16 protein-coding genes and 1 tRNA gene are annotated in these 15,334 nt (G+C 64.6%); 15 read left to right on the forward strand and 2 right to left on the reverse strand.

Annotation, left to right across the window (positions count from 1 at the left end):
- Positions 1 to 136: 136 nt before the first annotated feature.
- From AC1MDG_RS07795 to AC1MDG_RS07840, 10 genes are all read left to right on the forward strand, one after another.
- Positions 137 to 1,474, forward strand: coding sequence for a cation:dicarboxylate symporter family transporter (locus AC1MDG_RS07795; protein WP_043480362.1), 1,338 nt, complete (start codon positions 137 to 139; stop codon positions 1,472 to 1,474).
- Positions 1,475 to 1,734: 260 nt separating this feature from the next.
- On the forward strand, positions 1,735 to 2,634 hold the full coding sequence (locus tag AC1MDG_RS07800; RefSeq protein WP_043480364.1) for a ParA family protein: 900 nt from the start codon (positions 1,735 to 1,737) through the stop codon (positions 2,632 to 2,634).
- A gap of 83 nt (positions 2,635 to 2,717) precedes the next feature.
- Positions 2,718 to 3,536: a segregation and condensation protein A gene (locus tag AC1MDG_RS07805; RefSeq protein WP_479809047.1), complete on the forward strand. Its 819-nt coding sequence runs from the start codon at positions 2,718 to 2,720 to the stop codon at positions 3,534 to 3,536.
- Between the two features lie 101 nt (positions 3,537 to 3,637).
- Complete coding sequence (scpB, locus tag AC1MDG_RS07810; protein WP_479809048.1) at positions 3,638 to 4,222, forward strand: SMC-Scp complex subunit ScpB; 585 nt, start codon at positions 3,638 to 3,640, stop codon at positions 4,220 to 4,222.
- A 110-nt stretch (positions 4,223 to 4,332) separates the two neighbouring features.
- Entirely contained in the window at positions 4,333 to 5,553 is a 1,221-nt protein-coding gene (locus tag AC1MDG_RS07815) for a pseudouridine synthase (RefSeq protein ID WP_479808451.1), read from the forward strand.
- 3 nt (positions 5,554 to 5,556) lie between these two features.
- Positions 5,557 to 6,666: a prephenate dehydrogenase gene (locus AC1MDG_RS07820; protein ID WP_043480372.1), complete on the forward strand. Its 1,110-nt coding sequence runs from the start codon at positions 5,557 to 5,559 to the stop codon at positions 6,664 to 6,666.
- The gene (gene cmk, locus AC1MDG_RS07825; protein ID WP_479808452.1) at positions 6,666 to 7,379 is read left to right on the forward strand and encodes a (d)CMP kinase; all 714 of its coding nucleotides are present in this window, start codon (positions 6,666 to 6,668) and stop codon (positions 7,377 to 7,379) included. The genes AC1MDG_RS07820 and cmk overlap by 1 nt, the downstream gene beginning before the upstream one ends.
- A 61-nt stretch (positions 7,380 to 7,440) precedes the next feature.
- A complete protein-coding gene (locus AC1MDG_RS07830) occupies positions 7,441 to 8,124 on the forward strand; it encodes a lysophospholipid acyltransferase family protein (RefSeq protein WP_479809049.1) in 684 nt (227 codons plus the stop codon).
- Positions 8,125 to 8,134: 10 nt separating this feature from the next.
- Positions 8,135 to 9,685: a ribosome biogenesis GTPase Der gene (der, locus tag AC1MDG_RS07835; RefSeq protein ID WP_043480377.1), complete on the forward strand. Its 1,551-nt coding sequence runs from the start codon at positions 8,135 to 8,137 to the stop codon at positions 9,683 to 9,685.
- A gap of 150 nt (positions 9,686 to 9,835) precedes the next feature.
- Positions 9,836 to 9,912, forward strand: a tRNA-Pro gene (locus tag AC1MDG_RS07840).
- 98 nt (positions 9,913 to 10,010) lie between these two features.
- On the opposite strand, the gene AC1MDG_RS07845 is transcribed toward AC1MDG_RS07840, so the two are convergent.
- Complete coding sequence (locus AC1MDG_RS07845) at positions 10,011 to 10,901, reverse strand: Fpg/Nei family DNA glycosylase (protein WP_479808453.1); 891 nt, start codon at positions 10,899 to 10,901, stop codon at positions 10,011 to 10,013.
- Positions 10,902 to 11,048: 147 nt separating this feature from the next.
- Between AC1MDG_RS07845 and gcvH the strand changes: the two genes are divergently transcribed.
- The 5 genes from gcvH to AC1MDG_RS07870 all read left to right on the forward strand — a co-directional run bounded on the left by gcvH (position 11,049) and on the right by AC1MDG_RS07870 (position 14,128).
- On the forward strand, positions 11,049 to 11,435 hold the full coding sequence (gene gcvH, locus AC1MDG_RS07850; RefSeq protein ID WP_043480382.1) for a glycine cleavage system protein GcvH: 387 nt from the start codon (positions 11,049 to 11,051) through the stop codon (positions 11,433 to 11,435).
- A 135-nt stretch (positions 11,436 to 11,570) separates the two neighbouring features.
- The gene (locus AC1MDG_RS07855) at positions 11,571 to 12,047 is read left to right on the forward strand and encodes an FHA domain-containing protein (RefSeq protein WP_011691401.1); all 477 of its coding nucleotides are present in this window, start codon (positions 11,571 to 11,573) and stop codon (positions 12,045 to 12,047) included.
- 23 nt (positions 12,048 to 12,070) lie between these two features.
- Positions 12,071 to 12,787, forward strand: coding sequence for a transcriptional regulator FtsR (ftsR, locus tag AC1MDG_RS07860; protein ID WP_043430536.1), 717 nt, complete (start codon positions 12,071 to 12,073; stop codon positions 12,785 to 12,787).
- Positions 12,787 to 13,290 carry a bifunctional nuclease family protein gene (locus AC1MDG_RS07865; RefSeq protein WP_043480385.1) on the forward strand — a complete coding sequence of 168 codons (504 nt, stop codon included), beginning with the start codon at positions 12,787 to 12,789 and terminating at the stop codon, positions 13,288 to 13,290. Before ftsR ends, AC1MDG_RS07865 begins: the two co-directional genes overlap by 1 nt.
- A gap of 241 nt (positions 13,291 to 13,531) precedes the next feature.
- Positions 13,532 to 14,128, forward strand: a complete 597-nt coding sequence (locus AC1MDG_RS07870; RefSeq protein WP_043480387.1) for a MerR family transcriptional regulator — start codon at positions 13,532 to 13,534, stop codon at positions 14,126 to 14,128.
- A gap of 144 nt (positions 14,129 to 14,272) precedes the next feature.
- On the opposite strand, the gene AC1MDG_RS07875 is transcribed toward AC1MDG_RS07870, so the two are convergent.
- Positions 14,273 to 15,109 (reverse strand): ParA family protein, encoded by an 837-nt coding sequence (locus tag AC1MDG_RS07875; RefSeq protein WP_479808454.1) that lies wholly within the window; start codon positions 15,107 to 15,109, stop codon positions 14,273 to 14,275.
- Positions 15,110 to 15,334 lie beyond the last annotated feature (225 nt).

Raw genomic sequence — 15,334 nt, forward strand, 5'->3', positions numbered from 1 at the left:
ACCTTCCACGACCAATATGAACGCAACGGTGAGCCAGGTCACGCCATGCCCAATGATGGATATCACACCGGACGGACGTGCAGAGCCCAGAGACTGTGCCGCAACGTCTTCCAGATTATCCATAAGGAGACACATCATGGCTTCTCAACGAGGAGAGTCAGCTGCGCCTGTCAAGGCAAAGCGCAAAGGACTCGACAAGTCGCACTACCTCTACATTGCCGTCATCGTTGCCGTGATCCTCGGCGCAGTGATCGGCCTCATGTTCCCGGAGGTCGGCAAATCACTCAAACCGCTGGGCGACGGCTTCATCAAGCTGATCAAGATGATGATCGCTCCGGTGATCTTCTGCACCATCGTCCTGGGCATCGGCTCCATCGCGAAGGCTGCCACTGTCGGCAAGGTGGGCGGCCTGGCGCTGGGCTACTTCATCGTGATGTCCACCTTCGCGCTGGCCATCGGCCTCGTGGTGGGCAACCTCATCCACCCCGGCGAAGGCCTCAAGCTGACGCCGTACGATCCCAATAAGAAGGCCGCCACCGACAGCACGGTTGACTTCCTGCTGGGCATCATCCCGGGCGACATTCCGGTGCTGCCCACCCTGCTGGCCGCGATCCTCGTCGGCTTCGCACTGCAGAAAATGGGCCCCCAGGGTGCCCCCATCCTCAAGGCCATCGGCCACGGCCAGGCGCTTGTCTTCCGCATCCTCATCATGGTCATGTGGCTGGCGCCGGTTGGTGCCTTCGGTGCCATCGCCGCAGTTGTCGGCGCCACCGGCTTCCAGGCGATCGTGAGCATGTTCACCCTGATGCTGGCGTTCTACATCACCTGCGCACTGTTCATCGTCGTCATCCTCGGCGGCCTCCTGCAGGTCGTGGCCGGCGTCAACATCTTCCGCCTCATGAAGTACCTGGCCCGGGAATACCTGCTGATCTTCTCCACGTCCTCCTCCGAAGCCGCCCTGCCGCGCCTCATCGCCAAGATGGAACACCTCGGTGTGTCCAAGCCGGTCGTGGGCGTGACGGTTCCCACCGGATACTCCTTCAACCTTGACGGCACCGCCATCTACCTGACCATGGCATCCCTGTTCGTGGCGAACGCCATGGGCACCCCGCTGGACCTTGGCGCGCAGATTTCCCTGCTGATCTTCATGATCATCGCTTCCAAGGGCGCAGCAGGCGTCACCGGCGCCGGCCTGGCCACCCTGGCTGCAGGCCTGCAGGCCCACAAGCCCGAGCTGCTTGGCGGCGTCGGCATGATCGTCGGCATCGACCGCTTTATGTCCGAGGCCCGCGCCCTGACCAACTTCACGGGGAACGCCGTGGCCACGGTCCTGATCGGCACCTGGGTCAAGGAAATCGACGGCGGCCAGGTGGAGCGTGTCCTGTCCGGCGAAGAGCCCTTCGACGAGCAGACCATGATCGCCGGCCACCACACCGAACAGGAAGTTGCGGCACCGGCTCCGGCCCGCGCCTGAACTGCCCCCTGAACGGCCGGACCGAACCAACGGCCCAAGCCAACAACTGAACCGCCCGTGCAGGATCATCCTGCACGGGCGGTCTTTTTGCGCCGGGCCCACCAACCTTCGACCTTTACCAGAAGGTCAAGGCTCAGGCAAGGGCGTGTGTCAAGTTCCGTTGAATCGCGGATGCGGCGCTGTAACCTTGGTGGGAAGAACCATAGGCGCTGAACACTCAGCGGCAGGACATCAACGTCATCGAAAGTGTGGATAGATACGTGAGCAGCGAACAGGGTTCAGCAACTCTGGAAGGCACCGAACTCGACCTGGAAGACGCCGTCATGGGTCCTACCGGTCGCCCCTACCGCGAATTTCCCGAGCCTGCGCCGCTCTCGTCCCATGGCCCCGCCCGTGTGATCGCCATGGTGAACCAGAAGGGCGGCGTCGGCAAAACGACCTCCACCATTAATCTGGCCGCCGCGCTCGCCGAATACGGCCGCCGTGTCCTGCTGGTGGACTTCGACCCCCAGGGCGCGCTGTCCGCAGGCCTTGGGACCAATCCGCACGAACTGGACCTGACGGTCTACAACGTCCTGATGGACCGCAAAGTGGACATCCGGGACGCCATCCAGCACACCGGCGTCGAAAACGTCGACCTGCTGCCCGCGAACATCGACCTTTCTGCCGCGGAAGTGCAGCTAGTCAACGAAGTGGCGCGTGAACAAGTGCTGGACCGTGCCCTGAAGAAGGTTGAGGACGAATACGACGTCGTCCTGATTGACTGCCAGCCGTCGCTTGGCCTGCTGACTGTCAACGCCCTCACTGCGGCGCACGGCGTCATCATCCCGCTGATCTGCGAATTCTTTGCACTCCGTGCCGTGGCGCTGCTGGTGGAAACCATCGACAAGGTCCAGGACCGGCTGAACCCCAGGCTCCAGGTGGACGGCGTGCTGGCCACGATGTACGACGCCCGCACGCTGCACAGCCGGGAAGTCATCAGCAGGTTGGTGGAAGCCTTCGGGGACAAGGTTTTCGAGACTGTCATCAAGCGCTCCATCAAGTTTGCCGACGCCACAGTGGCCGCGGAACCAATCACCAGCTACGCCGCCAACCACATCGGTGCCGACGCGTACCGGCGCCTGGCCAAGGAACTGATTTCGCGCGGCGGCGCGCCCTAGCCAAGGTCGTGGCACTGGCAGGCACCCCGCTCGCACCCGCGGGCCCGCAGGCGGACCCGGCGGAACTCCCGGCAGCCGACCCGCTGGCCGGGTCCGGGAAAAAACCCGGCTTCGAAGTCCGGCTCGCCAACTTCACCGGCCCCTTTGACCTGCTGCTCGGCCTGATCAGCAAACACCAGCTGGACATCACCGAGGTGGCCCTGGCCACGGTGACCGACGAATTCATCAAGTACATCAGGAACCTCCAGCAGCTGGGCGAGGAGTGGGCGCTTGACGAGGCCAGTGAGTTCCTGGTCATCGCAGCTACGCTCCTCGACCTCAAGGCCGCCCGGCTCCTGCCGGCAGGGGAAGTCGAGGACGACGAAGATGTCGCCTTGCTCGAAGCGCGCGACCTCCTCTTCGCCCGCCTGCTCCAGTACAAGGCCTTCAAACAGGTGGCCGGACTGATCAACTCCACGCTTGAACTCGAAGCCCGCAGTTTTCCCCGCCAGGTTGCCCTTGAAGAGCACTTCGCGGCGCTGCTTCCGGAACTCGTGTGGCGGCACACGCCCGGGCAGTTCGCCGCCCTGGCGGAAGCCGCGCTGAAGCCCAAGGAAGCAGCCCCCATCGAGGTTGGACTGGCGCACCTGCACGGGAGTGCCGTCAGCGTGAAGGAACAGGCTGAAATCCTGGGACTGAAGCTCCAGGCAGGACGGCCGTTGTCCTTCCGGGCACTGATCGCGGACGCCGAGTCGACGCTGGTTGTGGTGGCCCGGTTCCTGGCACTCCTGGAAATGTTCAGGGACAAGGCGGTAGCGTTCGACCAGCTCCTCCCGCTGGGCGACCTGACGGTCCACTGGACGGCGGGACGCGATGACTGGAGCAGCGAAAATCTCACCGAGGAATACGAGGAGCAGCCGTGAGCGCCAACGCCCCGGATCCCGGAACCGCCGGGGAAGCTGACAGCGGCTTGAACGTCGCCGAACTTCCCGGCGGCGCACGTGCCGCCATCGAGGCGGTGCTGATGGTCATTGACCAGCCGGCCACCGCCGTCGAACTGGCCGCCGGGCTCAATCTCACGGTTGACGCCGTGGAGCAGCTCCTGGCGGAACTTCAGCGTGAGTATAACGGCTATACTGTTAATGCCCCGGACTCGGACGTTGCCAACACTGCTCTTATGAACACTGCCGGCAACACCTCCAGACCCCGGGGTTTTGAATTGCGGAATATCGCCGGAGGCTGGCGCATCTATTCCCGTGCGGATTTTGCCGACGTCGTGGGCGGGTTCGTTCTGGAAGGACAGACAGCCAGGCTGACGCAGGCGGCGCTGGAAACGCTCGCCGTCATCGCTTACCGCCAGCCCGTCTCAAGGGCCAGGGTGTCTGCAATTCGAGGAGTTAATGTTGACTCTGTCGTGCGGACGCTGATGCAGCGGGGACTGATTGAAGATTCGGGGACCGATCCCGAATCCGGAGCCGTCCTTTACCGCACGACGTCGTATTTCCTGGAACGCATGGGAATCGGCTCGGTGGCTGAGTTGCCGCAGCTTTCACCCCATCTTCCAGGGCTTGAAGGCATCGAAGAGTTCTACGACGCCGGAAGAATGTAGGCAGTATCCATGCCTGCGCACGAGTATCCACCAGGGCGGATTAAATTCGCCCGGCTGGCTAGTGTTGTCGGGAGACAACCATCGCCGGCCAACATAACGAAGGACGGGTCATGACACAGGCGGGACGCCAGGGTTCACCACGTAACAGTTCGGGACGCAACAGCGCCGAACAGAGCAAAGCGGGACAGAAAAGGGCCGGACGCAATCCGGTGCAGGGCGGTGCCAGCCGTGCCGGCGGCGCCAGCGGCGCAGGCTACAAGGGAGGCGGCGACCGCCCCTTCAAGCGCCCCAAGCCCCGCGAAGAGGCATTCGTCGATCCGGACCTGCAGGGTCCGGCCGGCGCACCGGCAGACCGCCCGGCGGCCGGCGACTGGAAGCAGGGCAAACCTGCCGCCCGGAAGCCCGGTTCTCGCAAGCCCGGCGCCGGCAAGGTGCCCGGCACTCCCGGCGCGCTGAAGCCCAAGCCGCGGTCCGCTGCAGCCAAGACATTCGGCACGCGCGCCTTCGGCGGCGAACGGTTCGGGCAGAACCTCGGCGCCGTCCGCAAGCCTTCGCGCAAGCGCGGACCCCGCGGCGATGTTCCGCAGTCCGAAATGCACGATGCAGACGGCATCCGCCTGCAGAAAGTCATGGCCTCCGCCGGCGTCGCTTCACGGCGCGTGTGCGAGGAAATGATCTCTGAGGGACGCGTCGAAGTGGACGGCAAGGTGGTCACTGAACTCGGCGTCCGCGTCGACCCGAAGACGGCAGTGATCCACGTCGACGGCCTGCGCATCCAGCTGGACGAAAACATGGTCTACATGGTGTTCAACAAGCCCAAGGGCGTTGTGTCCACCATGGAGGACCCGGACGGCCGTCCGTGCATCAGCGACTTCGTCCGCAACACCCACGGCGAACGCCTCTTCCACGTGGGACGGCTCGACGTCGCCACCGAGGGGCTGCTGCTGTTGACCAACGACGGCGAACTCGCCAACCGTTTGACGCACCCGTCCTACGAGGTACCCAAGACGTACCTGGTCCAGGTCCGGGGCCCCTTCCCGCAGGGAATCGGCGCGCAGCTGAAGGCCGGCGTTGAACTCGAGGACGGGTTCGCGTCGGTGGACTCGTTCAAGCTGGTGGACTCCACTCCGGGCCACGTGCTGATCGAGGTCGTGCTGCACTCCGGCAAGAACCGCATCGTGCGCCGTCTCTTTGACGCCGTCGGCTTCCCCGTGCTCCGGCTCGTGCGCGTCAAGGTGGGTCCCATTGGCCTGGGAGACCAGCGCCAGGGCAGTATCCGCAACCTCGGCAAGCAGGAAGTCGGCCACCTGCTGGCATCCGTAGGGCTGTAGCGCATGTCTGCCTTTCGCACCCACGGCCGCGGGCACCTGAACGGACCTGTGGTGGTTATCGGCACGGGGCTGCTGGGAACCAGCATCGGCCTGGGGCTCCGTGGCCGCGGAGTATCCGTGTTCCTGTCCGACCCGTCGCCCACCAACCAGGCAGTCGCCGTCGATATCGGGGCAGGCCTTCCGTTGTCGCGCCTTGGCGACGAGCAGCCCGAACTCGTTGTGGTGGCCGCGCCGCCGGATGTCACGGCGGACGTGGTGGAACGCTCCCTGGCTGATTACCCCGGCGCAACAGTGGTGGACATCGCCAGTGTGAAGGCGGGCATCCTGGCCGACCTCCGCGGGCGGGGTGTGGATCTTTCCCGCTACGTGGGGACGCATCCGATGGCCGGCCGGGAGAAGTCCGGGCCGGTGGCGGCCCGCGGTGAGCTGTTTACCTCCATGCCGTGGGTGGTTTGCCCTTCCGGGGAAACCTCGCCCGGTGCATTGCAGGCCGCCCGTGCCTTGGCAACCGACCTCGGCGCAGTGGTGGTGCAGTTCGGTGCCGAAGAACATGACCACGCCGTGGCGCTTGTGTCGCATCTTCCCCAGGTGATGTCTTCGCTGGTGGCCAGCCGGCTGCAGGGCACGCCCTTGCACGCCCTGTCCCTGGCCGGAAACGGCCTGCGCGACGTCACCCGCATTGCGGCCAGCGACCCCACGCTGTGGGTCCAGATCCTCGGCGCGAATGCCGGCCCGGTGGTCGAAATCCTGCACGGGGTCCGGGAGGACCTCAACCGGCTGATCGGTACCCTCGAAGATCCTACGGCCCCCGGCGCCCGCCTCGACCTGGCACAGCTGATCAGCGAGGGCAACGCCGGGCAGGCCCGTATTCCGGGCAAGCACGGCGGACCTCCGCAGGCCTATTCCTGGTTGACCGTCCTGGTGGACGACCGGCCGGGCCAGATTGCCCGCCTCCTGACGGAGATCGGCGAAATCGGGGTCAACCTTGAAGACCTGCGGCTGGATCACTCCTCCGGGCAGAATGTAGGAATGGTGGAACTGTCCGTTTTGCCCAACAAACATGATCTGCTCATCGAAGCTCTCAACGACCGTGGATGGCGGGTACTGCAGTAATGACACAGGAACTCATCGAAACCGTGCCCATGCTTCGCCAGGGCAGGCCGCTGGTGGTGGCCATCGACGGCCCTTCGGGATCCGGAAAATCCAGTGTGAGCAGGGAAGTGGCGCGACGCCTCCGCCTGGCCTACCTGGACACCGGCGCCATGTACCGGGCGCTCACCTGGTACTGCCTGGACAGGGGTATCGACCTAGGCGACGCCGCTGCCATCGAGCAGGCCTCCGAGGACCTGCCGCTGGTCGTCAGCACCACCCCGAACGAAGAATACGTACGGATCGGCGGCGTCGACGTCACCCAGGCCATCCGGGAACCGGCCATCTCCTCGGCCGTCAGTGCCATCGCCACCACGCTCGGCGCACGGAAGGAACTGGTCCGCCGGCAACGTGAGCTGATCGAGGTCCACCACCGCCGCATCGTGGTGGAAGGACGGGACATCACCACCGTTGTGGCGCCGGGCGCCGAAGTCCGCATGCTGCTGACCGCGAGCGAGGAGGCGCGGCTTCGCCGCCGGGGCGTCCAATTGGGCGGCACGCAGAGTGCCGAACAGTTGGCGGCCCAGGTCACCCAGCGCGACGCCAAGGACTCCACGGTGGTCAATTTCACCACGGCGGCGGACGGCGTTGTCACCCTGGATTCCTCGGATCTGGACTTCGACGGCACCGTTGACGCGGCCCTGGGCATCGTCAACAAGGTCCTCAACCGTGACTGACGACGGCGGCCGCCGTCCGGGCCCGCCCGCAGCGGGCGGCGCCCTGCCCGGTGCGTGGACCATGGCCTGGAGCCGCCCGGTCGGCTGGATGCTGGACCACATCGTCTACCGGACAACAGTCCACGGACGGGACAACGTTCCGGCAGCTGGGCCTGTGATCTTCGCCGGCAACCACATCAGTTTCCTGGACGGACCCGTGATGTTCGGCGCATCACCGCGCCCCATGCACATCCTCGTTAAGAAGGAAATGTTCAAGGGGTTCCTCGGGCGCGTCCTCACGGCCTCGGGCCAGCTTCCGGTGGACCGTTCAGGCGACCGTGCTGCGCTGCAGCTAAGCAAGAGCGCGCTCGACGCCGGCAGGTGCGTGGGCATCCTTCCTGAAGGAACCCGGGGGAGCGGCGAAGCCTCCACCATAAATAACGGGGTGGCCTGGCTCGCGCTGAACTCCGGCGCGTCCGTGGTTCCCGTCGCCATCCTGGGCACCAGGATCGGCGGCGAACACCTCGACGCCGTTCCGCGGCCGGGCCGGAGGCTGCACGTCAGCTTCGGCAAGCCCCTCGCTGTAGGGCGCAGGCCCGGCGACACAGGGCGTGTTTCAATGGACAGGGCGGGAAATGAGATCCGCGCTGCACTGGCACGGCATGTCCAGCAAACGATTCAACTCAGCGGGCAGCCTTTGCCCGGCGCGGATTCCCCGCAAGAACGTCATGAAGAAGTAGCCGGGACGCCGGCAGATCACCACTAAGGAAAGTGCAATGAGCGATACGACTCAAACCTCCGGCAAATTTGGCGCCGGCGAAGACGAATACACGCCCACCGGCACGGACCAGGTGGCGGAGCATCTTGCTGCCCTGGACGATGACGAGGCCGAGCTTCGCGCCGCCTCCCTCCGGGCCGGCCTGGACGATTACGAACTCGACGAAGAAGACGCCGCCCTCCTGAGCGGTCATTACGACGACCAGGACTTCGACGGTCCGGTCAAGCTCGATCCGGTCCTGGCCATCATCGGCCGGCCGAACGTGGGCAAGTCCACGCTGGTGAACCGTATCCTGGGCCGCCGCGAAGCCGTGGTGGAGGACACCCCGGGTGTCACGCGTGACCGTGTGATGTACTCAGCCACCTGGAACGGCCGGAACTTCACGGTTGTCGACACCGGCGGCTGGGAGCACGATGCCCGCGGAATCCACGCCCGCGTGGCCGAACAGGCCGAGATGGCTGTGGAACTCGCCGACGCCGTGCTGTTCGTCGTGGACTCCGCCGTCGGTGCGACCGCCACGGACGAAGCCGTCGTGAAGATGCTCCGCAAATCCAAGAAGCCGGTCATCATGGTGGCCAACAAGGTGGATGACTTTGCGCAGGAAGCCGACTCGGCAACGCTCTGGGGCCTCGGCTTCGGCGAACCGTACCCGGTATCGGCACTGCACGGCCGGGGTGTCGCCGACCTCCTGGACCACGTCATGGACACCCTGCCCGAGTACTCAACCATCGAGGGACTGGAGCGCTCCGGCGGCCCGCGCCGCATCGCCCTGATCGGGCGACCCAACGTGGGCAAGTCCTCGCTGCTGAACAAACTGGCCGGCTCCGAACGCGTTGTGGTGGACAACACCGCCGGCACCACGCGCGACCCCGTCGACGAGTTCATCGAACTCGGCGGACGCACGTGGCGCTTCGTCGATACCGCCGGCATCCGCCGACGCCAGCACATGGCGCAGGGCGCAGACTTCTACGCCTCACTGCGTACGCAGAGCGCCCTCGAAAAGGCGGAGGTCGCCGTCGTGCTCCTCGCCGTGGACGAGGTGCTCAGTGAACAGGACGTCCGCATCCTGCAGCTGGCCATCGAATCCGGCCGTGCACTTGTCCTTGCGTTCAACAAATGGGACCTGCTGGACGACGAACGCCGCACCTACCTTGAGCGCGAAATCGAGCAGGACCTGGCCCACGTCGCCTGGGCGCCGCGGGTCAACATTTCGGCTCTGACCGGCTGGCACAAGGACCGACTGGTTCCTGCACTGGACACTGCACTGGAAAGCTGGGATAAGCGAATCCCCACCGGACGCCTGAACGCCTTCCTCGGCGAACTGGTGGCTGCGCACCCGCACCCGGTCCGCGGCGGCAAGCAGCCCCGCATCCTTTTCGGCACCCAGGCGTCCAGCCGTCCGCCGAAGTTCGTCCTGTTCACCACCGGTTTCCTGGATCCGGGATACCGCCGCTTTATCACCCGGCGTCTCCGCGAGACCTTCGGGTTCGAGGGAACGCCGATCGAGGTCAACATGCGTGTCCGCGAAAAGCGTGGCAAGAAGCGTTAATTACGACACACCTCGCCCGTGGCACCCGCAAAGTGTCACAGGCACCCTCCGGAATCGTGTAAGCTTTTGGAGGTGGTTCGGCCGGACTGCTGAGGTAAAAATCCCGGGGCAACCCAGGAGGAAAACCGAGGCGGAGAACGGCGGAACTAACGGGCTGTAGCGCAGCTTGGTAGCGCACTTGACTGGGGGTCAAGGGGTCGCAGGTTCAAATCCTGTCAGCCCGACCAGCAACAAAACCGCCCCGCTCCGGGAGTTATCCCGGAGCGGGGCGGTTTTTTGTTTTTCATTCCACCCGGCCGCGGCCGGGTGGACTGTTCCCTGCGCCCTACTTGAGGAACTTGGACGTCCTCCGGTCCGCGAGGATCTTGCCGCCTGTCTGGCAGCGCGGGCAGTATTGCAGCGCCCTGTCGGCAAACGACACTTCCCGGACCGTGTCTCCGCAGACGGGGCAGGCCTGGCCGGTCCGGCCGTGGACGCGCATGGTGCTCCGTTTCGCGTCCTTCAGCTCATTCGGCGCCTTTCCCACGGCCTCTGCCACGGCGGCACCCAGAATGTCGTGGACAGAGTCGTAAAGGAGGCGGACTGCCTCCGCGTCCAACGACTTTGCGATGGCGAAGGGTGAAATCCGGGCCGCGTGGAGGATTTCGTCGCTGTAGGCGTTGCCGATCCCGGCGATCACCCCCTGGTTCCGTAACAGTCCCTTAATTTGCTGGCTGCTTGAGGAAAGAATTCCGGCGAACTCGTTAAGTCCGAACGTGTCGCTCAACGGATCAGGGCCCAACGTCGCGACGGCGGGGATCTGCTCCGGATCCCGGACCACGTAGAGGGCCAGGCTTTTCCTGGTACCTGCCTCGGTGAGGTCGATCCCCAGATGGGATTCTCCGCCGTCGGGTTCGGGTCCGCTCCTGGCAAACTCCAGCCTCGCGGCAATATACCCCTTGCCCCGCGCCAGGACGGCGTTCGACGGCGATTCGGTGTACCGCAGCCACCCCGCCTTGGCCAGGTGGAAGGCGAGATAGATTCCGCCCGCATCCAGGATGATGAACTTTCCCCGGCGCTGGACATCGGAAATGGTGCGGCCTTCCAGCGCTGTATACGGCGGGTCCGCCGTCTTGAGGGCCGCGAAGGACACGATCTGGATTTTCGTCAGCACGGCTCCACGAAGCCGGGCGCCCAGGAAAGCGCTCAGCCCGGCCACTTCGGGAAGTTCTGGCATGCCACTACTGTGCCACAAGGGCCCGACGGAGGCCTCCCTGCCGGGGCAGTTGATATGCATATACTTTCAGCGGCGGCTTGTTCTACAGACCTCCGTTGACATTGCTGATTGACCAACATTCCTGGTTGACCCGATGAAAGGCCCCTGATGAGCAACATTCCCGAAGACCTGTCCTACACTGCCGAACACGAGTGGGTTTCCGCCCCGAGCGCTGACGGCGTGGTGCGGGTGGGCATCACTGATTTTGCCCAGGACGCACTGGGTGACGTCGTGTACGCGCAGATGCCCGAAGTCGGCACCAAAGTGACGGCCAACGAAGTTGTGGGCGAGGTTGAGTCCACCAAGAGCGTCAGCGACATCTATGCTCCCGTGAGCGGGGAAGTCGTCGCCAGGAACGAGGCCCTGGACACCGACTCCGCGCTCATCAATAGCGATCCTTACGGCGAGGGCTGGCTGATTGAGGTCAAGCTGGCTGAGGCCGACGCGGTGGAGTCCCTGCTCAGTGCATCGGAGTACGAACAACAGGTAGGCTAAAGATAACCGGCATGGAGGTCCGGCTGTTGAGGGATTAACAGCCGGACAACACGCCGTAGGACCGGATCTGCCAGGCTTTTCCGGAGGGCACGCGTTGTTTGCAGGGGGACATCTGCAACGGAAGAGGAGGAATCCATGGTTGGTCACGAAAATAGCCACAGCGGTGGTGATTACGGCACGGGCGGAGTGAAGGCTTCGGAGACCACCTCGATCCACCTCACGCCAATCCGTGACGAGCCGATCATCGCGCCCAAGCTCTCTCCGGAGGAGCGGGTCGCAGTGGAAGCCCTTCCTTACGGCTCAGCGCTCCTGGTCGCCCACAGCGGCCCCAACACCGGTGCCCGCTTCCTGCTGGACTCCGACGTCACCACTGCCGGGCGGCACCCGGACGCAGACATCTTCCTTGACGACGTCACGGTGTCCCGCCGCCACGTCGAATTCCGCCGCACGGCACGAAGCTTCGAAGTGGTGGATACGGGCAGCCTCAACGGCACCTACGTCAACCATGACCGCGTGGACAGCGTGGAACTCAAATCAGGAAATGAAGTCCAGATCGGCAAGTTCCGGCTCACTTTCTACCTCAGCCCTGCCCGCGCAGCAGGCAACGTCTGATCCCGGGGTAGTTGCCTGTGGCACTGGCACAACCGGAACGGCGCGGACCCCAGGTCCTGAACATCGGGGAAGTACTCGCGCAGCTGAGCGACGACTTTCCCGGCATGACCGCGTCCAAAATCAGGTTCCTTGAAGAAAAAGGCCTGATCAACCCGCAACGCACCCCCGCCGGCTACCGGCAGTATGCAGACACGGACGTTGAGCGGCTCCGGTTTGTGCTGGCCCTTCAGCGGGACCAGTATCTCCCGCTGAAGGTCATCAAGGATTACCTCGACGCCATTGACCGTGGTGAACGCCCGGAGAACCTGCCGCCCGGCGTCACAGTGTCTCCTCGGATCGTGTCGGACGAACTCGCCACCGAGCTGCAGAACAAAGTACGCAGGCTGAGCGAGGACCAGCTGCGCGCCGAGTCCGGCGCCAGCGTGCCGCTGCTGCGGTCCCTCCTCGAATTCGGCCTGATCGGCCACGTCAACGGGAAGTTCGATGAACACGCCCTGCAGGTGGCCCGCGCCTGCGTGCAGCTGGAAAGCCACGGCCTCGAACCCCGCCACCTGCGGCCGTTCCAGGCCGCCGCGGAGCGGGAGTTCGGGCTGGTGGAGCGTGCCGTTGCGCCGCTGACCTCCCGCAAGGACGCAGCTTCCCATGCCCGTGCTGCCGAGGCAGCCCGGGAAATCAGTGATCTCTGCCTGACGCTGCACCGTGCCCTGGTGCAGGACCGTATATCGCGAATGGATATCTGATGATTGAAGTCGAGATCGTGGGTGTGAGGATCGAACTGCCGTCTAACCAGCCGCTGGTGCTGCTGCGGGAGATCCACGGGGAAAGGCACGTGCCTATCTGGATTGGCACCCCGGAAGCCAGCGCCATTGCGTTGGCCCAGCAGGGTGTGGTGCCACCGCGGCCCATGACGCACGATCTCCTGATCGATGTTGTCGAGTCGCTGGGCCACTCCATTGTCAGTGTGAACATCGTCGCCGTCGAAGACAATATCTTCTACGGACAGCTTCAGTTCGAAAATGGCACCACCGTCAGTTCCAGGGCCTCGGATGCCCTTGCCCTGGCGTTGCGGGCCAAGTGCCGCATCTGGTGCGCCGACTCCGTCATGGATGAGGCCGGGGTCAGGATCACCGAGCATGACGAGGGTGAAGACACCGAGCCCGGTCCGACCGTGGACGAAGAGCGCGAACTGCGGCGGTTCAGGGAGTTCCTGGACGACGTGGAACCGGAAGACTTCGACGGCTGAGATCACGTTAAGGTTAAAGTTGAGGCTGAAAGTTTCGACACGCCCCTGAAATGGGGCCAACGTCTTTGACCTTGGGGCGCGGCGGGCCTAACGTCGAAGTTATCAAGTTCCCATTGCATACAACAGCCGCGCAAGTCACACTGGAATGTGCGGCCACGGCTGAATTACACGGATGAATTTCAGATCCGCGATCGCTGTTGCTGCGACTTCCTTAGGGGAGCATAAGACGAGGAGGGTCCACGTGAGTCCGAAAGGCGAAGCGGGCGAGCTAAAGCAGGCTTCAACGACAGGCGTTGCCCTGCCCGCGAGCGGTGCTCAGGGCCTCCTCTTCACGGAAGACCTCCCCGTCCTGGACGAAGACGCGGGTTACCGCGGACCGACCGCCTGCAAGGCCGCAGGGATCACCTACCGCCAGCTGGACTACTGGGCGCGCACCGGCCTGGTTGAGCCCGCCGTCCGGGGCGCTGCAGGTTCCGGTTCGCAGCGTCTCTACGGCTTCCGCGACATCCTGGTGCTGAAGGTAGTCAAGCGGCTGCTGGATACGGGAGTCTCACTGCAGCAGATCCGGTCCGCCGTGGAGCACTTGCGCGAACGCGGCGTCGAGGACCTGGCGCAGATTACCCTCATGAGTGACGGCGCGAGCGTCTACGAGTGCACGTCTGCGGATGAGGTCATTGACCTGGTCCAGGGCGGCCAGGGCGTTTTCGGCATCGCGGTCGGCCGGGTATGGCGCGAAGTGGAAGGGAGCCTCGCGGCGCTTCCCAGCGAGCACGCCGTCGAGCAGTCCTTTCCGGATGACGAGCTCAGCAAGCGCAGGGCCGCCCGCAAGACCGGCTAAAACCGCAAGTGCGCCTGACACCGTGCCTTAGCGGACCCGCAAGCAACAGAAAGGCCGTCTTCCGGATGGAAGGCGGCCTTTCTGTTGAGTTCTTGTACCGGGTGAGTCCGGGTGCTGCCTTCGACGGCGTCCCCGGGGTATCCGCTACCGAAGGCTGCGTTCGCGGAGGGCCCCGGCGGAATCCGCGCCGTTGGAGGCCAGGAGGTTGTCGAGGAGCGTGTTGAAGAGGCTGGCCGCGTTCTTGGCGGAATCGCCCGGCCAGTGGTGCACGGAATGCGCCGCACCCTGGATTTGCTGCCAGTTTGCCTGTTCCGGGATGTGCGGGGTCAGCAGCAGTTCGCCGAACATCGACTGCATCTCGGCGAGGCGGAAGGCGTGCTCGGAGGAACCCGAGCGTACGCGGTTGGCAATAATGCCTGCGGGGGAGAGGCTGGGTGCGAACTCCTGGCGGAACAGCTGGATGGCGCGCATGGTGCGCTCAGTTCCGGCCACTGAAAACAACCCGGGCTCGGCAACGAGGGCCACTTTGTCGCTTGCGGACCATGCCATCCGGGTCAACCCGTTCAGCGAGGGCGGGCAGTCAACAAGGATCAGCTGGTACTTGTCCGTGCCGGCCAGAACCGCCGAGAGCCTGCGCAGATCCCTGCGGCCCAGGTCCGGGCGGTCGTAAATGCCGGTATATGCGGAGCCCACAGCAACGTCCAGCACGGCGGGCCGGGCTCCGTTGTAGTTTTCCCGGGCCACCCACCCGCTGGTGACCACGTTCTCCGCAAGCTTGGCGCGGCGCGGGCTCTTGAGCATCCGGCCGATGTCCAGCTGGTCGTCCGGCTGGACACCCAGTGCCGTGCTGGCATCCGCATGCGGATCGAGGTCCACCACGAGGGTGGGGATGCCGGCGGCCAGGGCCGCAGATGCCAATCCGGTGGTGACGGAAGTTTTGCCGACCCCGCCTTTGAGGCTGCTGATGCTGACTACTTGCACTTGAAAAACCAATACCTAACGCCGGTTGCCGTGGTGGGGTAGTGCCGGCTCCGGCTCCCCGGAGCGGAGGGCGCGCGTAAGCACCCCCGAACCATCATATGTTGCCGCGGTGTTGGATCCCGTTTCATCGGGCGTGTGTGCGGCGCATCCCACGCTGCCCTCAGGGTCGCCGCCGGTTGGCTCTGCCTAATCCAGCTGAGATGACGGATAATCTTGTGATGGTCG

It is taken from the genome of Arthrobacter sp. AIWTK1 (assembly GCF_056680535.1).

Bases quoted from the DNA above. Each gene is read 5' to 3' on its own strand.
- AC1MDG_RS07795 (WP_043480362.1), top strand. From the start codon at position 137: ATGGCTTCTCAACGAGGAGAGTCAGCTGCGCCTGTCAAGGCAAAGCGC.
- scpB (WP_479809048.1), top strand. From the start codon at position 3,638: ATGGTCATTGACCAGCCGGCCACCGCCGTCGAACTGGCCGCCGGGCTC.
- AC1MDG_RS07815 (WP_479808451.1), top strand. From the start codon at position 4,333: ATGACACAGGCGGGACGCCAGGGTTCACCACGTAACAGTTCGGGACGC.
- AC1MDG_RS07820 (WP_043480372.1), top strand. From the start codon at position 5,557: ATGTCTGCCTTTCGCACCCACGGCCGCGGGCACCTGAACGGACCTGTG.
- cmk (WP_479808452.1), top strand. From the start codon at position 6,666: ATGACACAGGAACTCATCGAAACCGTGCCCATGCTTCGCCAGGGCAGG.
- AC1MDG_RS07830 (WP_479809049.1), top strand. From the start codon at position 7,441: ATGGCCTGGAGCCGCCCGGTCGGCTGGATGCTGGACCACATCGTCTAC.
- der (WP_043480377.1), top strand. From the start codon at position 8,135: ATGAGCGATACGACTCAAACCTCCGGCAAATTTGGCGCCGGCGAAGAC.
- AC1MDG_RS07845 (WP_479808453.1), bottom strand. From the start codon at position 10,901: ATGCCAGAACTTCCCGAAGTGGCCGGGCTGAGCGCTTTCCTGGGCGCC.
- gcvH (WP_043480382.1), top strand. From the start codon at position 11,049: ATGAGCAACATTCCCGAAGACCTGTCCTACACTGCCGAACACGAGTGG.
- AC1MDG_RS07855 (WP_011691401.1), top strand. From the start codon at position 11,571: ATGGTTGGTCACGAAAATAGCCACAGCGGTGGTGATTACGGCACGGGC.
- AC1MDG_RS07865 (WP_043480385.1), top strand. From the start codon at position 12,787: ATGATTGAAGTCGAGATCGTGGGTGTGAGGATCGAACTGCCGTCTAAC.